This window comes from Leptolyngbya boryana PCC 6306, from assembly GCF_000353285.1.
GTDB classification, from domain to species: Bacteria; Cyanobacteriota; Cyanobacteriia; order Leptolyngbyales; family Leptolyngbyaceae; genus Leptolyngbya; species Leptolyngbya boryana.
In genome coordinates, this window is the sequence record NZ_KB731324.1 from 343,359 (window position 1) to 367,903 (window position 24,545).

16 protein-coding genes are annotated in these 24,545 nt (G+C 45.9%); 9 read left to right on the forward strand and 7 right to left on the reverse strand.

The features are described from left to right. The first annotated feature begins 200 nt into the window (after positions 1 to 200). The 4 genes from LEPBO_RS0101615 to LEPBO_RS0101635 all read left to right on the forward strand — a co-directional run bounded on the left by LEPBO_RS0101615 (position 201) and on the right by LEPBO_RS0101635 (position 4,634). On the forward strand, positions 201 to 1,205 hold the full coding sequence (locus LEPBO_RS0101615) for a sensor histidine kinase (RefSeq protein WP_172410476.1): 1,005 nt from the start codon (positions 201 to 203) through the stop codon (positions 1,203 to 1,205). Then, positions 1,202 to 1,876 (forward strand): response regulator transcription factor, encoded by a 675-nt coding sequence (locus LEPBO_RS0101620; protein WP_017285780.1) that lies wholly within the window; start codon positions 1,202 to 1,204, stop codon positions 1,874 to 1,876. Before LEPBO_RS0101615 ends, LEPBO_RS0101620 begins: the two co-directional genes overlap by 4 nt. A 448-nt stretch (positions 1,877 to 2,324) precedes the next feature. Further along, the gene (locus LEPBO_RS43245) at positions 2,325 to 3,986 is read left to right on the forward strand and encodes a GAF domain-containing sensor histidine kinase (RefSeq protein WP_148664747.1); all 1,662 of its coding nucleotides are present in this window, start codon (positions 2,325 to 2,327) and stop codon (positions 3,984 to 3,986) included. Positions 3,987 to 4,202: 216 nt separating this feature from the next. Then, the gene (locus LEPBO_RS0101635; RefSeq protein ID WP_239741257.1) at positions 4,203 to 4,634 is read left to right on the forward strand and encodes a DM13 domain-containing protein; all 432 of its coding nucleotides are present in this window, start codon (positions 4,203 to 4,205) and stop codon (positions 4,632 to 4,634) included. A gap of 162 nt (positions 4,635 to 4,796) precedes the next feature. Here LEPBO_RS0101635 and LEPBO_RS0101640 read toward each other — a convergent pair whose 3' ends face one another. The 5 genes from LEPBO_RS0101640 to LEPBO_RS0101650 all read right to left on the reverse strand — a co-directional run bounded on the left by LEPBO_RS0101640 (position 4,797) and on the right by LEPBO_RS0101650 (position 8,521). Beyond that, the gene (locus LEPBO_RS0101640; RefSeq protein WP_017285784.1) at positions 4,797 to 5,897 is read right to left on the reverse strand and encodes a glycosyltransferase family 4 protein; all 1,101 of its coding nucleotides are present in this window, start codon (positions 5,895 to 5,897) and stop codon (positions 4,797 to 4,799) included. A 626-nt stretch (positions 5,898 to 6,523) separates the two neighbouring features. After that, positions 6,524 to 7,087 carry a sensor histidine kinase gene (locus LEPBO_RS44275; protein ID WP_017285785.1) on the reverse strand — a complete coding sequence of 188 codons (564 nt, stop codon included), beginning with the start codon at positions 7,085 to 7,087 and terminating at the stop codon, positions 6,524 to 6,526. Between the two features lie 21 nt (positions 7,088 to 7,108). Continuing rightward, complete coding sequence (locus LEPBO_RS44280) at positions 7,109 to 7,513, reverse strand: hypothetical protein (protein ID WP_347276258.1); 405 nt, start codon at positions 7,511 to 7,513, stop codon at positions 7,109 to 7,111. Between the two features lie 15 nt (positions 7,514 to 7,528). After that, on the reverse strand, positions 7,529 to 7,771 hold the full coding sequence (locus LEPBO_RS44285) for a hypothetical protein (protein WP_239741260.1): 243 nt from the start codon (positions 7,769 to 7,771) through the stop codon (positions 7,529 to 7,531). A gap of 150 nt (positions 7,772 to 7,921) precedes the next feature. Beyond that, positions 7,922 to 8,521 (reverse strand): Crp/Fnr family transcriptional regulator, encoded by a 600-nt coding sequence (locus tag LEPBO_RS0101650; RefSeq protein ID WP_017285788.1) that lies wholly within the window; start codon positions 8,519 to 8,521, stop codon positions 7,922 to 7,924. A 502-nt stretch (positions 8,522 to 9,023) separates the two neighbouring features. On the opposite strand from LEPBO_RS0101650, the gene LEPBO_RS0101655 reads away from it, so the two are divergent. From LEPBO_RS0101655 to LEPBO_RS35800, 3 genes are all read left to right on the forward strand, one after another. After that, positions 9,024 to 9,275 (forward strand): hypothetical protein, encoded by a 252-nt coding sequence (locus LEPBO_RS0101655; protein ID WP_144056122.1) that lies wholly within the window; start codon positions 9,024 to 9,026, stop codon positions 9,273 to 9,275. 359 nt (positions 9,276 to 9,634) lie between these two features. Next, positions 9,635 to 10,537, forward strand: coding sequence for a serine/threonine protein kinase (locus tag LEPBO_RS42145; protein ID WP_017285790.1), 903 nt, complete (start codon positions 9,635 to 9,637; stop codon positions 10,535 to 10,537). Between the two features lie 12 nt (positions 10,538 to 10,549). Further along, positions 10,550 to 15,847: an ATP-binding sensor histidine kinase gene (locus tag LEPBO_RS35800; RefSeq protein ID WP_225885750.1), complete on the forward strand. Its 5,298-nt coding sequence runs from the start codon at positions 10,550 to 10,552 to the stop codon at positions 15,845 to 15,847. A 43-nt stretch (positions 15,848 to 15,890) separates the two neighbouring features. On the opposite strand, the gene LEPBO_RS39695 is transcribed toward LEPBO_RS35800, so the two are convergent. Then, positions 15,891 to 19,817 carry an AAA-like domain-containing protein gene (locus tag LEPBO_RS39695; protein ID WP_017285792.1) on the reverse strand — a complete coding sequence of 1,309 codons (3,927 nt, stop codon included), beginning with the start codon at positions 19,815 to 19,817 and terminating at the stop codon, positions 15,891 to 15,893. Positions 19,818 to 19,824: 7 nt separating this feature from the next. Further along, on the reverse strand, positions 19,825 to 21,180 hold the full coding sequence (locus LEPBO_RS35810; RefSeq protein ID WP_017285793.1) for an AAA-like domain-containing protein: 1,356 nt from the start codon (positions 21,178 to 21,180) through the stop codon (positions 19,825 to 19,827). A gap of 555 nt (positions 21,181 to 21,735) precedes the next feature. Here LEPBO_RS35810 and LEPBO_RS43590 point away from each other — a divergent pair. Continuing rightward, positions 21,736 to 22,365 carry a hypothetical protein gene (locus LEPBO_RS43590; RefSeq protein ID WP_197693296.1) on the forward strand — a complete coding sequence of 210 codons (630 nt, stop codon included), beginning with the start codon at positions 21,736 to 21,738 and terminating at the stop codon, positions 22,363 to 22,365. Between the two features lie 75 nt (positions 22,366 to 22,440). After that, positions 22,441 to 24,411, forward strand: a complete 1,971-nt coding sequence (locus LEPBO_RS0101690) for an alpha/beta fold hydrolase (protein ID WP_017285795.1) — start codon at positions 22,441 to 22,443, stop codon at positions 24,409 to 24,411. Positions 24,412 to 24,545: the final 134 nt, after the last annotated feature.

Below are 24,545 nucleotides of genomic sequence, written 5' to 3' on the forward strand. Positions count from 1 at the left end.
ATTCTAGACGTTGATAATTCTAGACGTTGATAATTCTAGACTGAGTTTGAACGCTATCCGCGTCAAAGTAGGTGATCTCCATGCGTCGCTTGAGTAGATTTTCAAGAACAAGGTTCAGACTGAGATGGAATCACCTCGATACCAACTCACTCCATTTTCGGCTGTTTTTCTGTATCGTGATCTTTTCTGCGATCGCTGCTGTGAGTTTCGTTTTTCTCAGTCGTCGAGATGTGCAAAACTTTCTGTCGATGAGTTCGTTTGATGCAGCAACCACTGCAAAATTTCTCACGCTCGCTGCTCAGTTAACGACCTTAAGCTTAATTTTTATTGGCGTGCTGATGTTGATCATGCTCGGATTAGTTTGGCGATTGCTTTCAGCATTACGACATTTCCATCAATGGACAACTTCTTCAACTCATCGACTAGATCCCTATCCGCTCAATTTATACCCTGCACCGACCGAAATCAAAGGATTAGCGCAACGTTGGAATGAGATCGTTACTCAACTAGCAACGGTTAAAGATCAACAGCGACAATTTACGAATGCGGTCGCTCATGAACTGCGATCGCCATTGAGTTTAATTTACGGCTATCTCCAGCGGAGTCAAAAACAAAATCAAACATTGACAGATACGCAAAAAGAAACACTTGCGATGGCAATCACAGAAGCAGAGCGAATGACGCTCATCTTAAAAGACTTGATTGATCTTGCGCGCATAGAAAGTATTAATATCGCGATTGATGAAGAAGTCGTTATTTTAAACGATTTTGTTCACGATGTCGTCAATATGACCGAACAGTTTGAGTCTTGTAATATTGAAACCAAATTATCCACAACGCCAATCCGAGTCCAAACAAATCGCGACTATTTAATGCAAATTCTAGATCACCTCATTAGCAATGCAATTAAACATTCCAATTTAGATATTCCAATCATCATTACACTCCACCAAGAAAGCAACACAGCGATTATTCAAGTGCGCGATCGCGGAAGCGGTATTTCCCCATCTCAACAAGCCTTTGTATTTGAGCCATTTTACCGAACTGATCCGTCGCGGGCACGAACAACTGGTGGGACTGGCTTAGGATTGACGATCGCAAAAACATTAGCAGAACGGATGGGCGGCAATATTACTGTCGAATCTCAACCCGGTGAAGGCAGTACGTTCACATTAACACTTCCAGCAGTAGGAACCCGATCATGAGTGCTCATATTCTATTAGTTGAGGATGAAGTTAAACTTGCTCGTTTTATCGAACTAGAACTGGTTAGTGAGGGCTATACGGTTAGTGTCGCGCATGATGGCATGTCAGGCTTGATGCTTGCTCGCGAGGCAACGCTCGATCTGGCGATTCTCGATTGGATGCTTCCAGGATTGTCTGGTTTAGAACTCTGTCGGCGATTGCGATCGACCGGAAGTAAAGTTCCAGTCATTCTGTTAACGGCACGCGATGAGGTAAGCGATCGCGTTGCGGGTCTGGATGCAGGAGCCGATGATTACATGGTGAAACCGTTTAGCATTGAGGAACTGCTCGCAAGAGTCCGCGCTCATTTGCGTCGAGTGCAAGACGGTGATGAAGAGATTTTACAGTTCAATACCTTACGCCTGAATCGGAAGACTCGCGAGGTATATCGCGGCACTCGATCGATTTCTCTTACTGCAAAGGAATTCGATTTACTAGAGTATCTTTTGCGGCATCCGCGTCAAGTGTTTACTCGTGATCAGATTCTTGAGCATGTTTGGGGCTATAACTTCATCGGCGATTCTAATATTATTGAAGTTTACATTCGCTATTTACGTCTGAAATTAGAAGAAGAACAGGAGCCGAGACTCCTTCATACTGTTCGGGGAGTTGGCTATACGCTACGCGATTGATTCAAGCAGCATTTCCATCAAGATAGGTTAAAGCGGAGCATTGCGATGCTGTCTCGCCCAAGCTGAAAGGCTAACCGAACGGAGTTCTTTCAGGGCTAAAACTTCTCTACTGGGATGTTACGAGCAGCCATGCTGCTGCTGCTGAATGATCAAGTTATGGACAATCCTCGATCGTACACTAACGTTGGCAAAGGCTACACAATGCGAGAACTCAGAGTTTTTCAAAAAAACTGAGTTCTAAGAATTTTGGTTGCATCCCTGAATTCAGTCACATTGCATAGATGATGCAGTTCTAATAGAAAGGTTAATTTTTGCTGAAAGAACAGCAATCTCCATCAAAAGAACTTTAGGATACTTTATCAGAAGTTGAAGGACGCCCATTTCTTGCAGACTTGATCAAACTAATTGCATCATAATGTACATCGCTCCTTGAGGAGTATCGGAAGCAATGATGACGATTCCTTCGAGACCGGAGCAGCGAACCTTAGCAATTCTATCCTCCCTGAGTTATCGAACGGGCGAACTCAGCTCCTATTTGTATGAAGTGGCGCAAGGAGTTAGCGAACTGATTGGGTTAGACTGGTCGGTTGTGACCTATTGCCAAGGGGATAGCGAGCGGATTCTGGCAAGTACGATCGAGCTAGGGGAAGTAGCAAATCAGGTGTATTCGCTGCATGGTAGCTTGACTGGTACAGTTGTAAAAACGGGCGCTCCGTTAGTCGTCGAGAATGCAAGTACCTGTAAGGATTATGGTCAGGCACCAGAAGGCTATCAGGCTTATTTAGGAGTGCCTTTACGAACCTCAAGCGGTGACGTGATTGGGACAATTTGCTCTTTCCAACGGCAGCCCCGTTGCTTTACAGAAAACGAAGTGAAGCTAGCAGAACTGTTTGCTGAACGGGCTGCAACGGCAATCGATAACTATCAGCTTTACCAACAGCAGCAACAATTCAATGAAATGTTAGAAGCGGAGGTCATGAAACGCACAATCGAACTCCGCGCCGCCCAATCAGAGTTATTGACTGCTAACCTTGAATTAGAACAACGGGTTGAGCAGCGCACAGCAGAACTCAAACAAGCAGAAGCAAAGTTTCGAGCAATCGTTGAGAATGCGAATGATATTATCTTTGCAATCACGCCGGACAATGTATTTTCCTATGTTTCTCCTAATGTTGCTGATGTGCTAGGATTCCAGCCTTCGGAAATGGAAGGAAACTTGATCACATCGTTCATCCATCCTGATGATATTCAAGCTTGTATTGGCGAGATCGAACAATTGCTTTCAACCGGACAGAAACAATCGGGAACAGAATATCGTGCTCCTCATAAACAAGGTGGCTGGCGTTGGCTCACTGCAAATATCGGATTAACTCAAGATACAAACGGACAACCGCTGATTGTAGGCGTAACCCGTGATATTAGCGATCGTAAACAAGCCGAGAAAGCATTAGAACGGCTCGCAGAAATTGGTGAGCTAGCCGCGATGATTGTGCATGAAGTCCGAAACCCGCTGACGACAATTTCAATGGGACTAAATACGTTCAAAAAACTCAATTTGACAGAGCGGTTTCAGGAATATCTTTCGCTTGCATTAGATGAAGCCGACCGTTTACAGCGATTATTGAACCAAATTTTGCTGTATTCTAAACCGCAAACTTTACAGCGATCGCAGTTAGCTTTGGATCAATTGATCACCGAAACACTTGATACTCTCAAGACCATTCCTGCTGCGTCGGAGAAAGACCTAAAGGTGGACATCGCATCCTCACCCATTCAAGTTTTAGCGGATCAAGATAAGCTGAAACAGGTGTTCATTAACTTAATCATCAATGCCTATGAAGCCAGCAATACCGGAGAGACAGTAACGGTTAAGCTCTATACGCTTAGAAATCATCAAGCTTGCATTCACATTCAAAATCAGGGTCAACCGATTCCTACAGAGAGTCTGCCCAACTTAACGAAACCCTTCTTCACGACAAAAACAGCGGGCACTGGGTTAGGACTCGCGATCGTCAAACGGATCATCGAAGCTCATGAAGGTGAATTGAGTATCGAATCCTCTGCGACAACAGGAACGATCGTTCAAGTATTGCTGCCTCTAACACCATAAATCCTCAAGATGAGAATTCGCTGAAAATGACCTGAAAACTTTCTCTGTGAAATATCAGCATTTTGTTCTGGACTGTTTAAGCGCTCATCATCTCACTGCTCAACCTAACCATCATAATCAGGGATGTATTCATCCAAGCAAGCTTTAATCATGAAAGTAAAACATTGGATTTCACTCAGTCTAGCTTCTCTCATCTTTGTTGGGTGCGTTGGAACGATGGCTAAGAATCAGACAACGGAACCGGAACTTCCAGCAAAACCAGAATTAGCAACTCAAGCGAAAACTCCAGCATCAACCATTGTAAAATCAGGCAGTTTTCAGTCTGGAGAACATCCAACCCAGGGAAAAGCTCAAATTGTTACTCAGAATGGCAAATCTTTCCTAGAACTAGATCAAGGGTTTAAAACCTCTAGTTTGGGACCTGATTTAGTTGTTGTTTTACATCGCTCCAACAATGTACTGGGATCTGCAAAACCACCTTCTTATCCCTTGAAAGAGGGAGAATATGTCGTTCTCGCACCTTTACAAAAGTTTAATGGTGCTCAAAGCTATGCGATTCCAGCCAATGTTAACCTAAAAAACTTTCAGTCCACTGTAATTTGGTGTCGCAAGTTTAATGCAACTTTTGGGACTGCTCCATTAAGTTAATTCGGAGAATTGTAATGTCACTTGACCTTCAAGTTGCTCTAGTTACAGGGAGTAGCCAGGGCATGAGCCAGGAAATTGTAATGCCAGACTGAGTATGCTCAATCTGGCAAAGTTAGAAGTTCTACAACAGCATTAGTGACAAAGCGCCCGTAATAGAACGGCTCAAGCCTCTGCAGTGACAGCGCGATCGCCGCTTGATTCTGTCTCCATGGCAGTTAATAGGGAGATTAAGGACTGCAAGTGTTTTTCCGTAGCATTTTCCCGCAGCACTTTTTCATGTCCGCGTTGTGCTAAAGCCGCAGCTTCTTGGGGATTGTTGAGCAAAGACATGATCGCTGCTCTTAAACTCGCTGCATCGCCGACTGGCACACCTCTCACCACACCTTCATCTCTCAAAGCTGTGTTACGACCCGGTGTACTGGTGAGAATCACAGGCTTGCAGCATGCCATTGCCTCTAAGACCACCGTTGTTCCAGCAGAATAGGTATGATCCACGACGGGCACCACCACAATGTCAGCATCGCGGTACAACTGGCGCAATTCCGCAAAATCATAATATCGCGCTTCCATGTTTGCCGGAATGACTTTCGGAAATCCTCCCGATCCTGCTGCTTTTGCCGCACAGGAAGCAGCGCAGATTTTCACATCCACATCAAGATCGTGCGTTGCTTCGGCAAGCGTCACATAGTCTCGCTGCTCTAAGCCTGCACTCGCAATGATAGGACGGGATTTACTCGGAGAAGGCGCACCCGGGGAAAAGAAATCCGTATCGGTGTGAAACGTGAGCACACTAATACGATCGCTGCTGAGATTGAGGAACGATTGAAGAAAGTCGCCCTGACTCTGGTTGTAGACATGGAAAACATCAATATGAGTGTCTAGCGCAAACAACTTCAGAAGTAAACGTACCCGTCTGTTTTCGGGAACCATCACATGCGTCACGAGCTTCGGGCGCTTGCCTGCAATCTTACACAACATGGCTAACGGAAAGCCAACATCAGTCCCATTGGAAAAGATGATATCTTCATTGCTGAGTTGGGGCACTATCGATCGAGCCATTGCCCATTGTTCAGGTAACGTGCCGAAGAACTTCGCAAACACTCGATCGAGAAACGTGATCGGGTGATTTCCGGTTTTGTGAATCGTCGCATCAAGTTTCTGGCTTAAGTCTGCTAAGACATGGCGTGGATTTATTCCTTGTCTTGCGCCTTCGCTGAATTGCTCTAAATCAAATGGCTTACTTAAAACTATATGATGTCTCATCGTCTACACAGATAGATAAAGTGTACAGGTAGATTCGCTAAAGGCTTAGACGAATTAGATTTAAGCCTTAAGTTGAAGATGAACAAGCCAATCCTGAGATTTATCTTAAGTTTTGCAATTTCATTGCAACAGCGTCGCTATAGATGCACTGTGGAGATGCCGAGTGCAGTCTGTTCAAATCTTACAGTGACTTATGACTGTCAGTAATACTGAGAAGTAGTGCTTATAGACTCTTTATAATAGGAGAATTTTAGTAAAGCTTAGGTTAAATATTCAGTAGAAGCCCTGAGATATATCAGATAATTCTAGGCAGCATTGATACCGTGAGAGGGCAAGGACTTATGGTTGAGATAGATTTAATCAAAGCGAAGTAGCTTACCTTTGATATGAAGGAAGTTATAGAGCCTCTACAAAGTCTTGAATTCATACTGAGCTTACTTTTGTTCAGTGCGATGGAGCCTGAAATGACCCTTCAATTCGGACAGAAGCACAAACAGTTTAAGCGTGACTACTTTCTACCACATTGCTACTTCTGTTGTTCGTTCCATTTGTCCTTTATTGAACAAGGATACTACTCTTAGTGCTCTGTGCAAATTTGGGGTGACATTTCACAATCTCTTCTTAAATTATTCGGCTTCTTGGTTGACTAAGGTTTGATAAGACTGGTGTTGAAGGGGCAATTGCACTTGCACAATTGTTCCTTCAGGCTCAGAAGAAGTAATACTCAGACTTCCGAGATGAGCTTCGACAATGCGTTTGACGATCGCGAGTCCCAATCCAGTGCCCTCCGCTTTTGTCGAGTAAAACGGCTGTGTTAATTTTGGTAGACTATCAAGCGCGATCGGATCACCCCCATTCTGGATTGAGAGACAAAGCTGCTCTGGCAACAAGCTCATTGTCCATAGAATTGTTGAACCAGGATCAACCGCTTCACAAGCATTGCGGATCAGATTAATGAAAACTTGTTTGAGTTTGGCTGCATCACCCAAGATATAAATTGGTGAATCCCAAGGAACAAAGACAATCCTCCGTTCTTGCGCTTGGGGCATAGATTGCAACAGCATCAGTAAGACTTGAACAAAAGCATTGATCTCGATTTCAGCGAGCTGCAACACTTGAGGTTTGGAGTAAAGTAGAATCTCATCGAGTAAATTTGCTAATCGCTCTGCTTCATTGGTTGTTAGTGACAATCGCGCTTGAGCCGATGCGGGTCAGTCAAGCTTTGAAAAATGATTTAATCCAAGCTGAACGGTTGTGAGTGGATTGCAAATTTCATGCACAATCATCGCAGCAAACTCTCCGATCGCGGCGAGTCGCTCTTGCTCGATCAATTTTGCTTGTGCGGCGCGGAGTTCGATCGTGCGTTTGATCATTTCTGCTTCGAGCAGTTCATTAAACTGCTGTTGTTGTTGATAGAGGCGATAGTTATCGATCGCCGTTGCTGCTCGTTCGGCAAAGAGTTCGACAGAGGCGATGAGATCTTGACTATACTGGTGATGTTGCTGACTAAACGAACAAATTGTCCCCACAATCTCGCCCGGAACCGTCCGAAGGGGAACACCTAGATAACAAAAATAGGTCTCTAGCAGTGCTTCACACCCAGCATCTTCGATCAGAAAAGGCTCGCCACTTTACATAACTCTTTCCGCGAGCGTGCCATATAGCGAAACTTCAGCCTCAGTCTCGATTTCTAGACTGCTCGCAATCACCTGAATCGTATTGCCTTCGCAGAGCGCCACGATTGTCCAATCAGAATCGAGGAGTTGGTTGACTGCACGGGTAATTTCATGCAGATAGCTGCTTAAATCATGAGCACGATAGCTTAAAGTCGTCAAAGAATCCAGAATGCTCTGCTTTTGATCGACGTGTTGCATCCTCTGCTGGTTGATCATGCGCTCTCATCACTTAGGAAATATTCTTTCGTCTGTTTTAACGAGAATAGGCGGTAATTTTCTGCCTGTCTTTGATTCAAATCAATTTTGCAGCATTCTTTATTCTTTAGATTATTTTAAGTTGACTACAGCTTATTCGAGGAGTGTAATTCGACGTTTTTCCCGTAAAATAACCTCTTCGATCTCTAATTGAGTCAGAGTACGCGATAATACTTCCGGACTGATCCCCAAATCATAGGCAATGCTCTTCAAAGGCTGCTTTAAGAGGACAGAGTTTTGATCCGTTGGCATCACAAACCGTAAATAATGCAAGACCCGTTCTCGTGCTGACCGAATTCCACGGACTTCTAGCATTGTTTTTGTCAAGTGCAATCGATACGCCATTTGTGCCATAAACGCGATCGCAAGATCCGAATCTTGTTGCAGTGCTTTCAGAAAGGCTTGTTTCGGAAAAACTAAAACCTGAGTGAGTTCTTCCGCGATCGCAGTGCAAGCATAAGTCTCAATGAATAGTACCAACTCTGCACAAAGTTCACCGGGATTGACTTGGTAGTGATTTACAATCTGCCCACTTTCGGTGTAATGCAGTAACCGAATCCGTCCAAACTGAATCACAAATACTGTGTCAGCAGGTTCACCTTTATGAAAGAGCGCCTGACCTATCGTCAAGGTTTGCTGAGTGACGACGGTCTGTAAGGCGGTAGGAAGTTGGTCAAAATTTGAGAAGTTCATATCTTTAAGAGAAACGGTAATCTTCTAATCCCTAGGTCAACCGGGATATACGACTGCAATTTGCCTAGTATCCACTACTTGCTTTAACGGTTGATGAGAGATGACTTTATACACGCTGAGAAACCCTAAACTGTGAGTCCTCATCTTTTAAGCACAACATAGTTTCCTCATGCTCGTAGTAACCTTCCTACAAGCTCTATCTCTCAGCTAACCTTAATCTCGCTCTCAGGTTTTCTAGAGCTTCATACAGCATTATCTAGTTAGGCAATTCAACACTCGACTGAACTCAATCGTATCCAACCACTTTTTATCCAGGGCAATTCTTATGAAACGCTTTGTCTTAGTTGGTCTATCCTCGATCGCACTTTCAGTAGCCACATTTCTTCCTGCTACTGCTACCGCTCCTCTGGTGAGACCCTAGAACAATCAGATGTTTTTTAGCTTCAATTCCCCTTTTATCAGTAGTTCCGAAATTCGAGGTGAAAATCATCTGATCCGTGTGATGGTTTTAGGAATGTCATTGCAAGATGTGATGGTTCTCGTTCCTCCTCAAATGGCGAAGTTTCGGAGCATCACTGTGGCTGATGAAACAGGTAAAATGATTCCTGCAAAAATTGAGAGAGTTGATAGAAGAGTAGCAGTCGTGTTCAATCAGCCCGTAATTTCAGGAAAAACAATCGAGATTAATTTCTCTGATACCGATATCACCATGGAAGAAGGCGAAATTTTACTCTATAGTGTCACAGCTAAATAAGTTGGACTCAATGCAGAAATCCCAATTGGTACAGCTCGGATTCAAGTTCCTCCTCGAAATTAATCGCTCAGCTTGCTCATTGTCACACCAATGCTGGACAAAGCTCAGATGTCTGAACTTTGTCCATTTCTTTCATTGATAGACTGAACAATAGAGATGACCGTTTTCTTCAAAGTTCTCTTACAGTCTTAAAAATAAGGTGGAGTCGTCATTCCCGAGTCGATGCCGCCTTTCAGAAACTAGACATAGCTCAATTACTAAGGTGATCTTCAGCCCAAACCATAAATTATGCCTGTTGCTCGCGCCAAAGGTCAGGGGAAATCTAGAAAAAACCTAGATTTTTGAGACGCATCCTTCCTATGGCACCGACAACTCACACGCATCCAACGCCTTTTCCAAGCCTTCCTGGCTATGAGATCGTGGAGCAGTTGTATGCTGGGTCACGCACTCGGGTTTATCGAGCGGTGGAAGAGTCTAGCCAGCGTCCTGTCATCCTGAAATTTCTACAGCAGGAGTATCCCACCTTCGACGATCTGTTGCATTTTCGCAATCAATACACGATCGCCAAAGCCCTCAACCTGCCAGGGGTGATTCGTCCCTACAGTCTTGAACCCTATGGCAACAGCTATGTCTTAGTCATGGAAGATATCGGTGGGCTGTCGCTTCACGACTATGCTCGTCAGTCCGCGCTGTCCGTGTCTGAGGTCTTGACGATCGCGCTACAGCTGACGGAGATTCTACACGATTTGCACCAGCAGCGCGTCATTTACAAAGACCTCAAGCCTGCGAATATTCTGATTCAACCCACCTCGAAACAAGTCAAGCTGATCGACTTCAGCATCGCGTCACTCCTTCCTCGGGAAACCCAAGAAATCCAGAATCCGAACAGTTTAGAAGGAACGCTCGCTTACCTGTCTCCAGAGCAAACCGGGCGAATGAATCGGGGCATTGATTACCGCAGTGACTTCTATGCTTTTGGAGCCACCTTGTACGAACTGTTGACCGGACAACTCCCCTTTCAGTCCGATGACCCGATGGAACTCGTCTACAGTCATCTCGCTAAAGTCCCGAGTGCACCCCATGAACTCAATCCAGAGATCCCGATCACCGTGTCGGAAATCGTGCTGAAGCTCATGGCAAAAAATGCGGAAGACCGCTACCAAAGCGCCTTGGGTCTGAAGTATGACTTGGAAACTTGCCTACATCAACTGAAAGAAATCGGCACAGTGATACCTTTCGAGATTGGCACTCGCGATCGCTGAGATCGCTTCACCATTCCCGAAAAGCTCTATGGACGAGAAGCGGAAGTGCAAGACTTGCTCGATGCCTTCGATCGTGTTGCGCAGGGACAGACCGAATTAATGCTAGTCGCGGGATTCTCCGGAATTGGCAAAACTGCGGTCATCAACGAAGTGCATAAGCCGATTGTGCGACAACGCGGCTACTTCATCAAAGGCAAATTTGACCAATTCAATCGCAACATTCCCTTCTCTGCCTTTGTTCAAGCTTTCCGCGACTTGATGGCACAACTGCTCTCAGAATCAGATGAGCAACTGCACACCTGGAAATCCCGGATTCTTAAAGCTTTAGGCGAGAATGCTCAAGTCATTATTGAAGTGATTCCGGAACTCGAACGCATTCTTGGTGTGCAACCTCCTGCGCCAGAACTTTCTGGCACTGCGGCTCAGAATCGTTTTAATCTTCTGTTTCAGAAATTTATTCAGGTGTTTAGCACCTCAGAGCATCCTCTGGTTATGTTTCTGGATGACTTGCAGTGGGCAGATTCTGCTTCACTGAACTTTGTGAAGTTGTTAATGAGCCAAGCGAGTTCTGGCTATTTACTGATTCTGGGAGCTTATCGCGATAACGAAGTCTTCACAGCCCATCCCTTAATGCTGACCTTGGAAGAAATTCAGAAAGCACAAGCCACGATCAATAAAATTACCCTTGCTCCTCTGAGAGAAATGACGGTAAATCTGTTAGTGGCTGACACTTTGAGTTGCACTGATGACCTAGCACGTCCTCTCACGCAACTGATTTATCAAAAAACCCAAGGCAATCCCTTCTTTACGACGCAGTTTCTCAAAGCTCTTTATGAAGAGAGATGGATTACATTCCAGGCTAATTTGGGCTACTGGCAATGTGATTTAGCATCAATGCGGCAGTTAACACTTACCGATGATGTCGTGGAATTCATGGCGCAGCAGTTGCAGAAGCTGCCTGTGGAGACGCAGACTGTGTTAAAGTTTGCCGCTTGCATTGGCAACCAGTTTGATTTGAAAACCTTGGCAATCGTTGCAGAACAATCCTCGATCGAAACAGCAAGTCAGTTATGGAAGGCATTACAAGAAGGATTGATTCTCCCGATCAATGAAACCTACAAGTTCTTTCAATCGCAGGATCGAGATACGCAAGAGAACGAAGTTATTGTGATTTATAAATTCTTGCACGATCGAGTACAGCAAGCTGCTTATTCTCTCATTGCTGCTGGTCAGCAGCAGTCTACGCATCTAAAAATGGGGCAATTATTACTCCAGAATTCTTCTCAGCAGGAACGGGAAGACCGCCTCTTTGAAATTGCTAATCATCTTAATGTGGGCATTCCCTTGATCACACATCTGCCAGAACGGGAAAAACTGGCGGAGTTAAACGTAGCAGCGGGCCGCAAAGCGAAGACTTCGACAGCTTATGGAGCCTCGATCGCTTATCTGAGGATAGGAATTGAACTCTTGCCAGAAGCCGCGTGGGAGAGCCACTATCCACTAATGTTGGCACTGCATGAAGAAATTGCTGAAGCTAGCTATCTGAACACAGATTTTGAGCAGATGGAACAGTGGGCAGGCATCGTGTTGCACCATGCTAGAACTTTACTCGATACCATCAAAGTACAGCAAATCCGAATCATGGGAGCCAAAGTCCAAGGGCAATTCCTCGATTCAATCGCCGTTGGTTTACAGGTCTTAAAAGAATTAGGAATCGAATTTCCAGCCCAACCCACCCAAGCAGACATTGGACAAGCCTTTGGAGTAACGCGATCGCTTTGGGCAGATCAAGCACCTCAGCGTTTACTCGAACTGCCCGCAATGACTGATTCCCATCGATTAGCTACGATGGAAATTCTGACGGTATTGGTGTCTGCGGCTTACATGGCAGCACCGACCTTAATGCCCTTACTAATTTTCAAGCAAGTTGAATTATCCATCCAATTTGGGAACAGCCCGGTTTCTATCTTTACTTACGCAGACTACGGTTTGATTCTGAGTTGTGTGATCGGTGATATTGATAACGGGTATGAGTTTGGAGAGTTAGCGCTAAGTTTACTAGAACAACTACAAGCCAAACCCTTCAAGAGTCGTTCCTGGTATGTAGTTCATACTTACATCAAACATTGGAAAACCCATTTATCTAACATGCTTCCGCCTTTGCAGGAAGCATACCAGAGTGGGCTGGAAACTGGAGACATTGAATCCCTGAGCTTGAATGCAACAGCTTATTGTTATTACGCCTATCATGCAGGGCAGGACTTAGTCGATTTGGCTCCAACCTTGGAGGCTTACCGTCAAACGATTGCGCGATACAAACAGACATTCAGCCTACCCTACCAAGAGATCTATCAACAAACTGTTCTGAATTTACTAGGACAGACCGCAGTTCCTTATCGGCTCACTGGCGATATTTTTCACCACGACCAATGTTTGCCTCAGCTAAAAGCGATGAATCATCGCGCTGCGTTGTTTATCTGGCACATTAACCAAACGATTCTTTACTATCTCTTTGAGAAAAATCGGGAGGCTATCGAAACCTCTGCCCAAACTGCCCGATACCTTGATGGCGGATTAGGAACGGTTATGGTTCCGCTCTACTCCTGGTTTGAGGCACTCATTCAACTGGCTCAAGTTTCAGAAGTTGCAGACGAAGAGCGTCAAACAATACTCCTCAAAGTGCAAGAGCATCAAGACCAATTGCACCATTGGGCAACCTTAGCCCCAATGAACCATCAACATCGTTGGGAACTGGTGGAAGCAGAACGATGTCGAGTTCTCGGCGATAAAACGAATGCGATCGAAGCTTACGATCGCGCGATCGCCATTGCTAAGAAAAATCGTTTTATTCAAGATGAAGCGCTTTCCAACGAACTGGCAGCAAAATTTTACCTCCACTGGGGCAAAGCCAAAATTGCTGCAAGTTACATACAGCAAGCATACTACTGCTACAGCCGTTGGGGAGCCAAAGCCAAAACAGCTGATCTGGAAACCCGATATCCAGATTTACTTCATCCAATTCTCCAGCCCGTGAGTCCAGTTTTCAATGTGCTCGAAACTCTTGCACCAATCGCTTTACCACTTTCGATCCATCCCGCTACTAGTTCAAATCATTCTTCTGAGATGAGCGTTAATCTCACGTTAGACTTTAACGCGATCCTCAAGACCTCCCAAAGCCTGTCAGGAACTATTCAACTCGATGACTTACTTCATCAACTGACGCAAGTGATTCTGCAATACTCAGGCAGCGATCTCTGTGCAGTACTCTTACCCGATCAAGCGGGAGACTGGATTGTAAAAGCGATCGCCACAGCTGACGCGACAGCACTTCGTACAGAACCCTTAGCGGATCATGCTCATCTGCCGATTAAACTGATTCAGTATGTCAAACGCACCCAAGATATGGTGCTGATTGACAATTGCGACACAGAGTTACCCGTAATTGATGAATATTTGAGCAAACATCAGCCAAAAAGTGTCCTCTGCGTGCCCATCCTGAATCGGGGAAATTTGATCAGCATGGTCTACCTAGAAAATCGCTCCACGAGTGGCGTGTTTACGCGCGATCGCTTGCTCCTGCTCAATTTTCTCTGTACTCAGGCAGCAATTTCTTTAGAGAATGCGCGTCTTTACCAAGCCTCTCAAGTCTACGGACAACAGCTAGAACAGTCTTTAGAACAGTTAAAAGTCAGTGAAACCCGCTTCCAGAAGCTTGCAGATAATATTCCAGGGTTAATCTATCAGATTCGGATTCAGCCTGATGGCACATCATCGATACCTTATGTAAGTTCGGGCTGCCAAACTCTGTATGAGGTCGCAGCAGAAGATCTGATGAGTGGGAAGTATAGCCTGCGAGAGTTTGAACACCCCGACGATCAAGAAGGAGTTTTTCAAGCTGTACTAGCGTCTGCTCAGAATCTCACACCATTTCGGCATGAGTGGCGCATCATAACACCGACTGGCGCCATGAAGTGGGTACAAGCGATTTCTCAACCCGAGCGTCGGGAGGATGGCGAAGTCGTTTGGGATGGCATTGTGATTGACATTAGCGATCGCAAAAAGGTTGAAGCAGAGCAAGCAAGGTTACTCGCCATTTTAGAGAGTACCTCAGACTTTATTGGCACCGCTGATCCGGAAGGACGAATTCTTTACGTGAACCGGGCTTGGCGCAATCTGTTGCATCTCGATCGAACAGAAACGAATATTGCTGATCACCACCCTGCTTGGGCAATCGAGATCATTGCGAATCAAGCCTTGCCTGAAGCTGTCCGCTCGGGGATGTGGATCGGTGAAACAGCCGTACTCGATAAAACTGGACAGGAGATTCCGATTTCTCAAGTGGTGCTTGCCCACAAATCGAGTCATGGGGAAGTTGAGTACTTCTCGACAATGGCGCGAGATATTAGCGATCGCAAACGGGCTGAAAATGCGGTTTTGCAAAAATCTCAGGAACTTGAACAAGCCTTAGCCAAATTGCAAAATGCTCAACTCCAAATGGTGCAAAGCGAAAAAATGGCATCCTTAGGCAACCTAGTCGCTGGAGTCGCTCACGAAATCAACAACCCGATCGGCTTTCTCAATGGCAGTATCAGAAATGCCAGCGATTATGTGCAAGATGTCTTCGGACACCTAGCACTGTATCAACAACATTATTCCGACCCAGCTGCACCCATTCAAGACAATGCGGAAGACATTGATTTGAAGTTTATCTACGAGGACTTGCCGAAGGTACTGAACTCAATGAGAGGTGCCGTCGATCGCATTAAGTCAATTAGTAATAGTCTTCGCACGTTCTCGCGCGCCGATACCGAGCATAAAGTCTGTGCTGACCTGCATGAAGGCATCGACAGCACGTTGCTCATCTTGAAATATCGCCTCAAAGCAAATGATGCTCGCCCAGCGATTCAAGTTATTCAAGAGTATGGAACATTACCGGCTGTTGAGTGCTTTCCTGGACAATTGAATCAAGTGTTCATGAATATCTTGGCAAACGCGATCGATATGTTTGATGAAATGGCACAAGGCTTCTCTTATGCTGAATTAGAAGCCAACCCGCAACGTATTGAGATTCAGACCGCCATCGTAGGCAATCACGTCGAAATTCGGATTCGGGATAATGGCAAGGGTATGAGCGAAGCGGTGAAAGAAAGAATCTTTGACCATTTATTCACCACAAAAGGTGTTGGAAAAGGAACCGGCTTGGGGTTAGCGATCGCCCGTCAAATTGTGGAGGAAAAACATGGAGGTCAGATTTTAGTCAACTCCAGTTTGGGGGCGGGAACTGAATTCCTGATCCAACTGCCTGCATAGATAGTTATCGACGATTATCCAAATTCATCCGGGGTCAAACAATTTAAGGTTGACACAGAGATTGTCGATCGCTCAACTCTGGCTGACTCCGCAGATAGTCGCGCACTCGGACGCAACTCGCGTTCAAAATCTGATCGGTCTTGAGCACTCGATCAAGCCGCCATAAAATCACTGCTCGATCGAGTCCAGCAGAAGCGAGGAAGGCACTGCTCGTTTGGGTTGCTGGATAAAACGTCACATCTAAAGCTCTGTCTTCATGTCCTTCGAGTGTGGTGAGTAGTGTTCCATCCAGTTTCCACAGTTTGATGGTTTTGTCCCAACTTGCAGAAGCGATAACTGTTCCCCATTCAGCAGGCAGTCCAGCGTTCGGTGGAATAAAGGTGATTGAATTGACGCGATCGTGATGTCCTTTCAAGGTGCGAATTAAGCTTCCATTCGATGACCAGAGTTTAATCGTACTGTCTTCGCCGGCTGTTGCTAGGATTTGAGCATCGGGACTAAAGGCGACATCCCAAAGATTGCCTTGCTGTCCGTTAAATTTGAGTTGAGGGCGGGGAGTAAATTGCCCGTTAGCGTTGCGCTGCCAGAGCCGGATGAATTCGTCTCGACCGACGGTTGCAAGCCATTGGTTATTTGAGCTAAAAGCGACAGCGTTAATGCGATCGCTGAGTGTATCAGACAACTCTCGACTTTTTTCTAAAGCTTGAATCAAGTTGCCATCGCGGTTCCAGAGTTTGATGGTTCCGTCCCAACCTACAGAAGCAATTTCTTCGCCAGTCGGATTAAACGTCAGACCAAATGTTGCGGCTGTGTGAGCCTTGACTGTGCGGAGAAGTTTGCCCTCTTTGCTCCAAAACGTCAGCGTACCATCATCGCTTCCCGCAATGATCGTTTGTCCATTTGGACTGAAATCAACTGCCCAAACCTCCCCATGTTCTGAAGGGAGACGCTGCAACAGTTGACCGCTTTGGGTCCAACGCTTGATCGTGCCATCCGATCCAGAGGAAATGATAGTTTGTCCATCGGGGCTGAGTTTGACGCTCCAGACTGAGGCGCGATGTCCGCGCAAGATAGTGGCAAAATCAGACGAGAGTTGCCAGACTCGAATCAGATCATCTTCACCGCCAGAGAAAAGCTGTTGTCCATCGGGACTGAATGCGATCGACAAAGTACCGCTAGGATGCCCAGGTAAAGTTCTCAGTAGCGTTCCATTCATATCCCATAACTTGATCGTACTGTCCCAACTGCCAGACGCCAGCATTCGTCCATCGGGACTGAAGACTAGACTATCCACTGCATTACGATGCTCAGAAGTAGTATTGATCAGCTTGCCTTCGTTGTCCCACCAGAGAATATTGCCGTACCAATCGCCTGCAACAAGCAGTTTACTATCAGGGCTAAAAGCTAGACCCACGAGACGGTTTTCGCCTTCATTCGAGGCAATTGGATTTTTTAATGTGCGAATTTTGCTGCCCTCTGAGTTCCAAACAATCACAGTGTTATCTGCACCCGCGCTCGCGATCGATTTCCCGTCGGGGCTAAATTTTACTTCCCACACAGTTGCTTGATGTCCAGTCAAAGTGCGAATCAGCTTGCCATCGAAGCTCCAGATTTTGATGAGATTACCCGTTGCTGCGGCAATCTGTTGTCCATCCGGGCTGATGTCGATCGACATTATGAGCTTGTCGCTTCCCTTAAAAACTGCAATCGGCTTACCGTCTTGACTGCTCCACAATCGCACTGTTCCGTCATCTAGTCCCGTGATCAGAACTTGTCCATCTCGGCTAAACAGGACTTTTTGAGCCTTCTCTGGAATGGTGGCGAGTTGAGTGCCGTCAGCTTTCCACAAAATAATAGATGGTCGATCGTGGGTTGTGGCGAGGCGTTGCCCATCGGGACTGACTGCAACGCCTCGAACTCTGCCTTTATCCGGAGCAAATCGGTTACGCTCAACTGCTTGAAAAGCAGAGCGGCGAAGCTCTCGATCAACTTGAGCAGTAAGCTCAACAGGGGCATTCTGTAACTGATTCAGTTGAGTATGTGCTCTGATAGCAGTGATCAGGGCATCTAAGCGATCGCCAGAGGCAAATTGAGCTTCTGAAACATTTGCGATCGCTTCGATTTCGCGCAGAGTCGCTTCGTGTTTTTGGGCAAAGGCATAGAGTCCGAGTCCACTCGCAATCACAAAGGCGATGCTAATTGTTCCGAGCAGCCATTTTTGCAGACGACCCGCGCGTTGCTCTTGATGAAGTCGTTTTTCCACTTCTTGCAAGCGTCGAACTTCTTCTTCTCGTTTGAGCGTATCCAAGTCTGTGCTGGTTCCGAACCATTTTACAACCTGCCCATTGCTATCTCGAATCGGAATCGCTCGATTCAGAAACCAACGATAGTTTCCAGTCGCATCTTGTATTCTCAGTTGGATTTCGTAAGGTTCCCCGGTTGCGAGAGAATGCGTCCAAGCCGTAAGACTCTGCTCTCGATCGTCGGGATGAATAACATCCAATCGCTTCCAATCTGCGACTTCAGAAAACAAGCGCCCAGAGAAAGTACTTCCTTGCTGATTCGTGTAAGACAAGGTGCCATCAGGTTCCACAATCCACACAATTTGAGGAACCGCTTCTGCAAGTTGCCGAAAAAATCGTTCGCTTTCTCGCTGAGTTTCTAGCTCTTGCTGAATGCGCTGCCGTTCTGCATCTTGGCTTGCAGCGATAAACTGATAGTCCAAATCACTGAGACTTTTGTTTTGTGCCCACTGCTGCACATCGAGCAACGTTTGTCCTTGTAAAAGATAGGTTGCATCAGTTCGATCAGAAGCCATCCAGCCATTGATCGCATTGGCATAGGGGCGTAGCATACTAAGTTGTTGATTAACCCATTTCAGGTCAAAAACTTGCTGATAGATTGGATTTTTGATCGCCAGTAAATTCCCTTGCCGAACAACCAAGCCTGAGAGTAATAGTTCAATCTGTTCTCGACTATCATCCAGGAGAATTGCCTCGCCTTGTAAAAGTTGTTGATAGATGCCTAATAGTCGTCCAGTGCGATTCTCATTCCAGAATAGTCGATCGCGAATGGTTCTTAAATGCACAGGTTCGTCATGGGCTTCCCAATTGTCTAGAAGATGGGCTTTGACTAATTCATCGACCCAAAAGGATTCCATACCGGGGGGAATCTGAAGCGGAGTTGCTTGCTCGATCGTATCAATGACTCGTTGACAGAGCTTTTGCGTGAGAAAGGGTTGTCCTTTTGTCCAGTGCAGAATCGCTTGCAGAACCGAGATCGGATGGTCGATCGCAGATTGCAGTCCCGTTGCCAGTGGGATTGCTTCTTCTGAAGTAAATCCATCCAGTTGAATTGCGCGACCGATATTGAAAGGCGTGCGCTGCTTGTCGGCGATCAGATCCGCAGGAGTCGCTACCCCAAACAGAGCAATATTAAAGCGCTGATATCGAACATCATGCGATCGCTGATTGTAGCAAGAGCGAATCCAGGCAAAGAAATCATCGACTGGAAACTCTAAGCTAAGTAAGCTATCAATCTCGTCAATAAAGATATAAATTGGTGCAGTTGCAAACTCTGCAAATAGAATCTCTTCAATAAAAGCAGTTAAGCATTGAATGAGCGGTAAATCGGCATGAGCCGCAAACCATTCTCGATAGTTGACTTGATTCAATCGCTGAAAGCTCTGGAGCAGACTCACAATGATGCCGTAATACCATTGCTTCGGAGTCAGTCGATCGCTGCCTAAGCGACTCATATCTAGATAAGCGCACTCTGCTCCAGCTTGTTGAAGTTGTTGTTTAACGCGCACGAGCAGCGATGATTTTCCCATCTGCCGCGCATTGAATACATAGCAAAATTCCCCTGCTTGCAGTGCCCGATAGAGTTCAAGATCAGCTTGTCGAACAACATAGGTCGGAGCATCTGCCTGAAGGCTACCACCCACTTTATAGTGAAATGAGTTTGTCATGCAGGGATCAATTCAGTAAATAAGTTTGAAACGCAGTTCGATAGAGTTCACAACTCAGTTTCCATCCACCCGATGTAGGCTGAATCAGTCCAATTCCCTCTAGTTTGTAGGCAAAGATTGGATCAAGATGGATTGCATCTGCTCCTTGTACCAGGGGAGCAAGGCGTTCTGTCCACTGTGCATTTCCATTCACTTGAGCAAGCAGGCGCTGAAGATGATTTCGATAAATTCCCTTTAAAGTACAAGCAGATTGTAGTAAGTCGTCGAATCTCATGCCCTGATTCAGATGATAGAGAGCAAGACTGACTAAAGCAGGGTTGCCGCCGCTGAGTGCCAGGATACGATCGCAATCTTGCTCACTCCAACTGACCGAATAAAGCTGGGCCAGAGTTTGCACTTGTTCTTGGTTAAACTCTGGCAGCGTTAAAGGTAGCCCAACATTGAATGGGGATTGATTGATGTCTAACGGTAGGTAAGCATCGGTTGAATAGGCAACGACGAGCCGAAGTTGTTGCCAAACTTCATCGTGCTGGGCTTCTTCGTGCCACGATCGTAGTAAAGGCAGAAAGTTTCTCGCAGTATCAGCGTATTCAAAGACCTGCTCAACTTCATTAATAATCAGAACCAGTGGACGGTGTAACTGCGGTAGAACTGTCTCTCGCAGATACAGGGTTGTGCTGAGCTTACTTCCAAGTAGCTCATCCCAGTATTGATCCTGACTAGAATCCAACTTTAGCTTGAGCGCTAGCACTGCACGAAACCAGCGAAAAAAGGCGTGAGAATCTGCAAGCGCTTCTGTATCTGCCTGCTGAAGATTGATCGAAACCGTTGCGTATCCAAGTTGATTGCAGTGATGTAAGAGCCGCAAGAGCAACGAAGTTTTGCCAAAACCACTAGGAGCTTTGATGCGAAGCACACAACTCGGCTGTATGATTTCATGCAAGGCGCGATCGTCTACCTCCGGACGACTCACATAGCGCGGTGAATCAACTGGAAGCGAACCACTTGGATAGGGGATCTGCACGATCGTCGAAGCAGTACTAGCCCAAGACTGAATCTCTTTTGCTTCAACCTCATCCGAATCGATTTGTAGATCGCCATCGAGGAGATCCAGCTTAAATGCATTAAATAGTAAATGTAGAATTCTGCGATCGATGCCAGATTTAGATGCCCACAAACGGCTCAAAGTACTAGTCGAAATTCCAGTTCGCTTGCTTAACTCTTCGACTGTGAATCGCTTTCCAGCATTCTCTGAGGCTTCTACAATCTGAATCGCCTGATTCAATCGTCGCAAACCACTTGGACTGAGAGAGATTCCACGCTTTCGCTTCGTGCTCGATTTAGGGTTGGGGGTCGAGGTCATGGGCAGCTAGGAAGGGACAGAATCGAGGTGCGATCGTCGATTAATTTTCTATGCTCAAGACTAGCATGGACAGTCGGTTAAAACTAGATTGGTATTTGTAACTTAACTGACTTAACTGATAGATTCAGTCTATTTATACGATAGAAGTTTGTCTCTTATCGTCGCGCTAACTTCAATTAGAAATTCAAGATTTTCTTTAGAATTAATTAACTGATTTATTCTGGCTAATTGTCGGTTAATCTCAGTATTTTCTGACTGATTTGATTTAAATAGTAAAGGGATATTGTTATCTGAAGCAGAAAAACTCGCCTCCTCTGATTTAGGGAAGTTATAAATCCTACATAAGAGGGTTGACACTCTATCTTCTGAACATTTCTTGGCTTATGATGCTTTTAGTTTAATTCGCTTAGTACTTGCAATAACCTCGCGCGTACAGCCAGTTCAGCAATCAATTAAGCTCCGATTTATTCTTCTAAAATCAGGCGCTACTAAGCGCAATTAATGTACGATTTCTTGCTCTCCACATTCCAATAATAACTAGGGGGCTTTCTTGAAATGAGGCTTAAAAATTCTCTTCTAGCAGTAGCAGTCTCGATCGCATCTCTCAGTCCTGCAATGACTGCAAAAGCGGACACTGTGAATGCTCGTTGCGATGTTTATCCAAAAGGAGAAGATCGCGCAAAATCTTCCGGCGCTTGTACCTTTTCACAACGACAAGGCTTTGTCAGCATTCAACTTAAGAACGGCAGACGCTATGAACTACGTCCGCGAGGAAATCAGCCTGGTACCTATCTCGACCAAAACGGTCGCGCTGCTTATCGGCAATCGGGACTCGGCAACAAAGGACAAATCTATCGCCTTGCAAATGAGTCAATTTACGTTTATTGGATTCCCACTGCATCTCCTAAACCCAAGCCTGCAAATCCGAATACGATGCAATCTGCAACTCCAATCACCCAAATGACTTCTCGCAACGCAAACGAGATAGCAGCAACCATTACAGAAGCAGAGTTCAAGTTCTCTGGTATCTTGAAGCGCACCTCTGGCAATATGTTTGTGGGATCGGATGGACGGGTGCGAGTCATGTACGATCGCGGTACTGCAAGAGTCGTCATCATCAATGAAGTAACCGGAACTGAGTTTTATAACTATCAGTTCTCGGATGTCAATGAAGGCGGCTTGTAGATCTTAGTGTCGATCGCGAGTTCTGAATGCCCCGCGAACTCGCGATCGCATTATCGAAAACTAGAAGTTTAAACTATGATGAAACGTTTCTTGAAGGCGCTTTTGTTGAACTACGCCCTAGTTCCGATTGTGGTTCTTGCTCAGGCTGCCTCTGGGCAAACTCAGCAGCTTACTGTGAAGCCAATTCGCAATACTCAGATTCCTTGCCCAACCCCGATCAATCCGGATGAAATCGAAGGAAAAACCACTATTTGTGGTGTAGTTACTGTTCCCGAAAACTACAGTAAACCCAACGGGCGGCAAATCGAGCTAACTTACGCGCTCTTGCGAAGTAAAAGTCTCACGCCCCAACCTGATCCCCTAATCGTCTTGCACGGAGGACCAGGTGGAAGTGATATTTCAGCGCTATCATTCTTTACTCAGGCTCATAACCATCAGCGTCAGACCCGCGATGTGATTCTGTTTGACCAACGCGGATCACAGTATTCTGGCGATTTAGCTTGTTCTCAAACCCTCAACATCATTGCACAGGTGCTCACGGTTCCAGGCAGCCCGTGGAAAAAGAAATTTGAAACGTTTGCTACAAAATTCAAAAACGAGCTTGATCCGACAGGTGAATCTTTGGCACAGTTCGCGCTCTGTTCTAATGTTCTAGAACTGCACGGGAATGATCTCACTCAGTACAACACCTCCAACAACGCGAAAGATGTCGTCAGCCTTGCTTCTGCTCTAGGATATGATCAAGTCAATCTGTATGGGATCTCTTACGGAACTTACTTAGCGATGCGCGTTATGCGGGATCATCCTCAACGGGTTCACAGCGTAATCTTAGACTCTACTATTCCACCCAATATCAAGAAGTACGAAGCTAATCCGCTTGACCTTGAAGTGGTAACCCTTAACTTGATTGAGGATTGCCAGAAAGATGCAGCCTGCGATCGAGCCTATCCAAACCTCAAAGCCCGCACGATCGCACTGCTCAAATCCCTTGATAAAAAGCCGATCCCAATACCTAAACAGAATTTTAAGTCAGACAAACCGATTCCAGAGAGTGTTACCCCTGATGCCTTTGCCGATCTGATCACTTCGCTCAATACAGATGCAGACAATCGAATTCGTAACTATGTGCCCTTGATCATCTCTGAACTCGAGCAGGGAGTCACGACAACATATGTCGGGGTTGTATCAGGCAGCATCTTTAAAACCCCTGCAACCAAGCTCATCCCCATTGGTGAACCTCAGAATTTGATCGCTAAATCAGATAAATTAAGGGCAGAGGCTCGAAAGCTACTGACTCAAAGAATTCAGTTAGCAGAATCACAACGACCTTCTCGAAAGTGGGTGAAGCAAGTCCTAGATGCGATCGAGACTTTGCCAGAAGCAGACCGCACCATTGCTAGAGGCAATTTTTACGGAGTAGGCTTTCTCAAGGGACAGCCGCGCGATCGCAATACCTTGATTGCCTCGATCGCCGAAATCTTTCCCAAACAGATGAGAGAGCCGTTAACTCAGCCTTTGAGAACGCTGCCCGATGCAGAAATTCGTCACACTTATGAGATCATTTCAGGGATTCTGACTTCAACATCTTCTGTAGATCACGGGATAGCTCAGGGATCCTTTCGCTCAATGGACTGTCAGGATATGATTGCAGGCAATGATCCCGCCCGGAGTGCTGCGGTGTCCAAAGCAATGGAAATGCCTGAATTGGGACGAGCGCGAGTCGATGCAGGCAGGGCAGCTTATGCGATCTGTCAGTTCTGGTCAGTCAAACCTGCTGCCTTCGCTGGCGTACTCAAGAGCAACATTCCAACTCTCGTGCTACAGAGTCGCTATGATAGCCAAACCCCAACCCTAATCGGCAAAGAGGCAACCGCGGGATTAGCCAACGGCACTTACCTAGAATTTCCGAATGGTGGGCATGGTGCATTGTTATTTTCGCAATGTGCGCGAGATGCCGGGGCTGCCTTTGTCAATAACCCGGCTCGTCCTCCCAAAGCGGAATGTAGAGCGGAGTTGAAGCCTAAGTTTGTTCTACCGCGTCAGTAAGCTCATGATCTGATCTTAGACGATGCGCTGGGAGCCTCGATCGTTGCATTGCTCCCGATTCCACACATTGATGTTCTCAAAGCGATCGCGCTGATTGTTCTCGATTTTTTCCTGATTCTCATTCTTTACCTGCT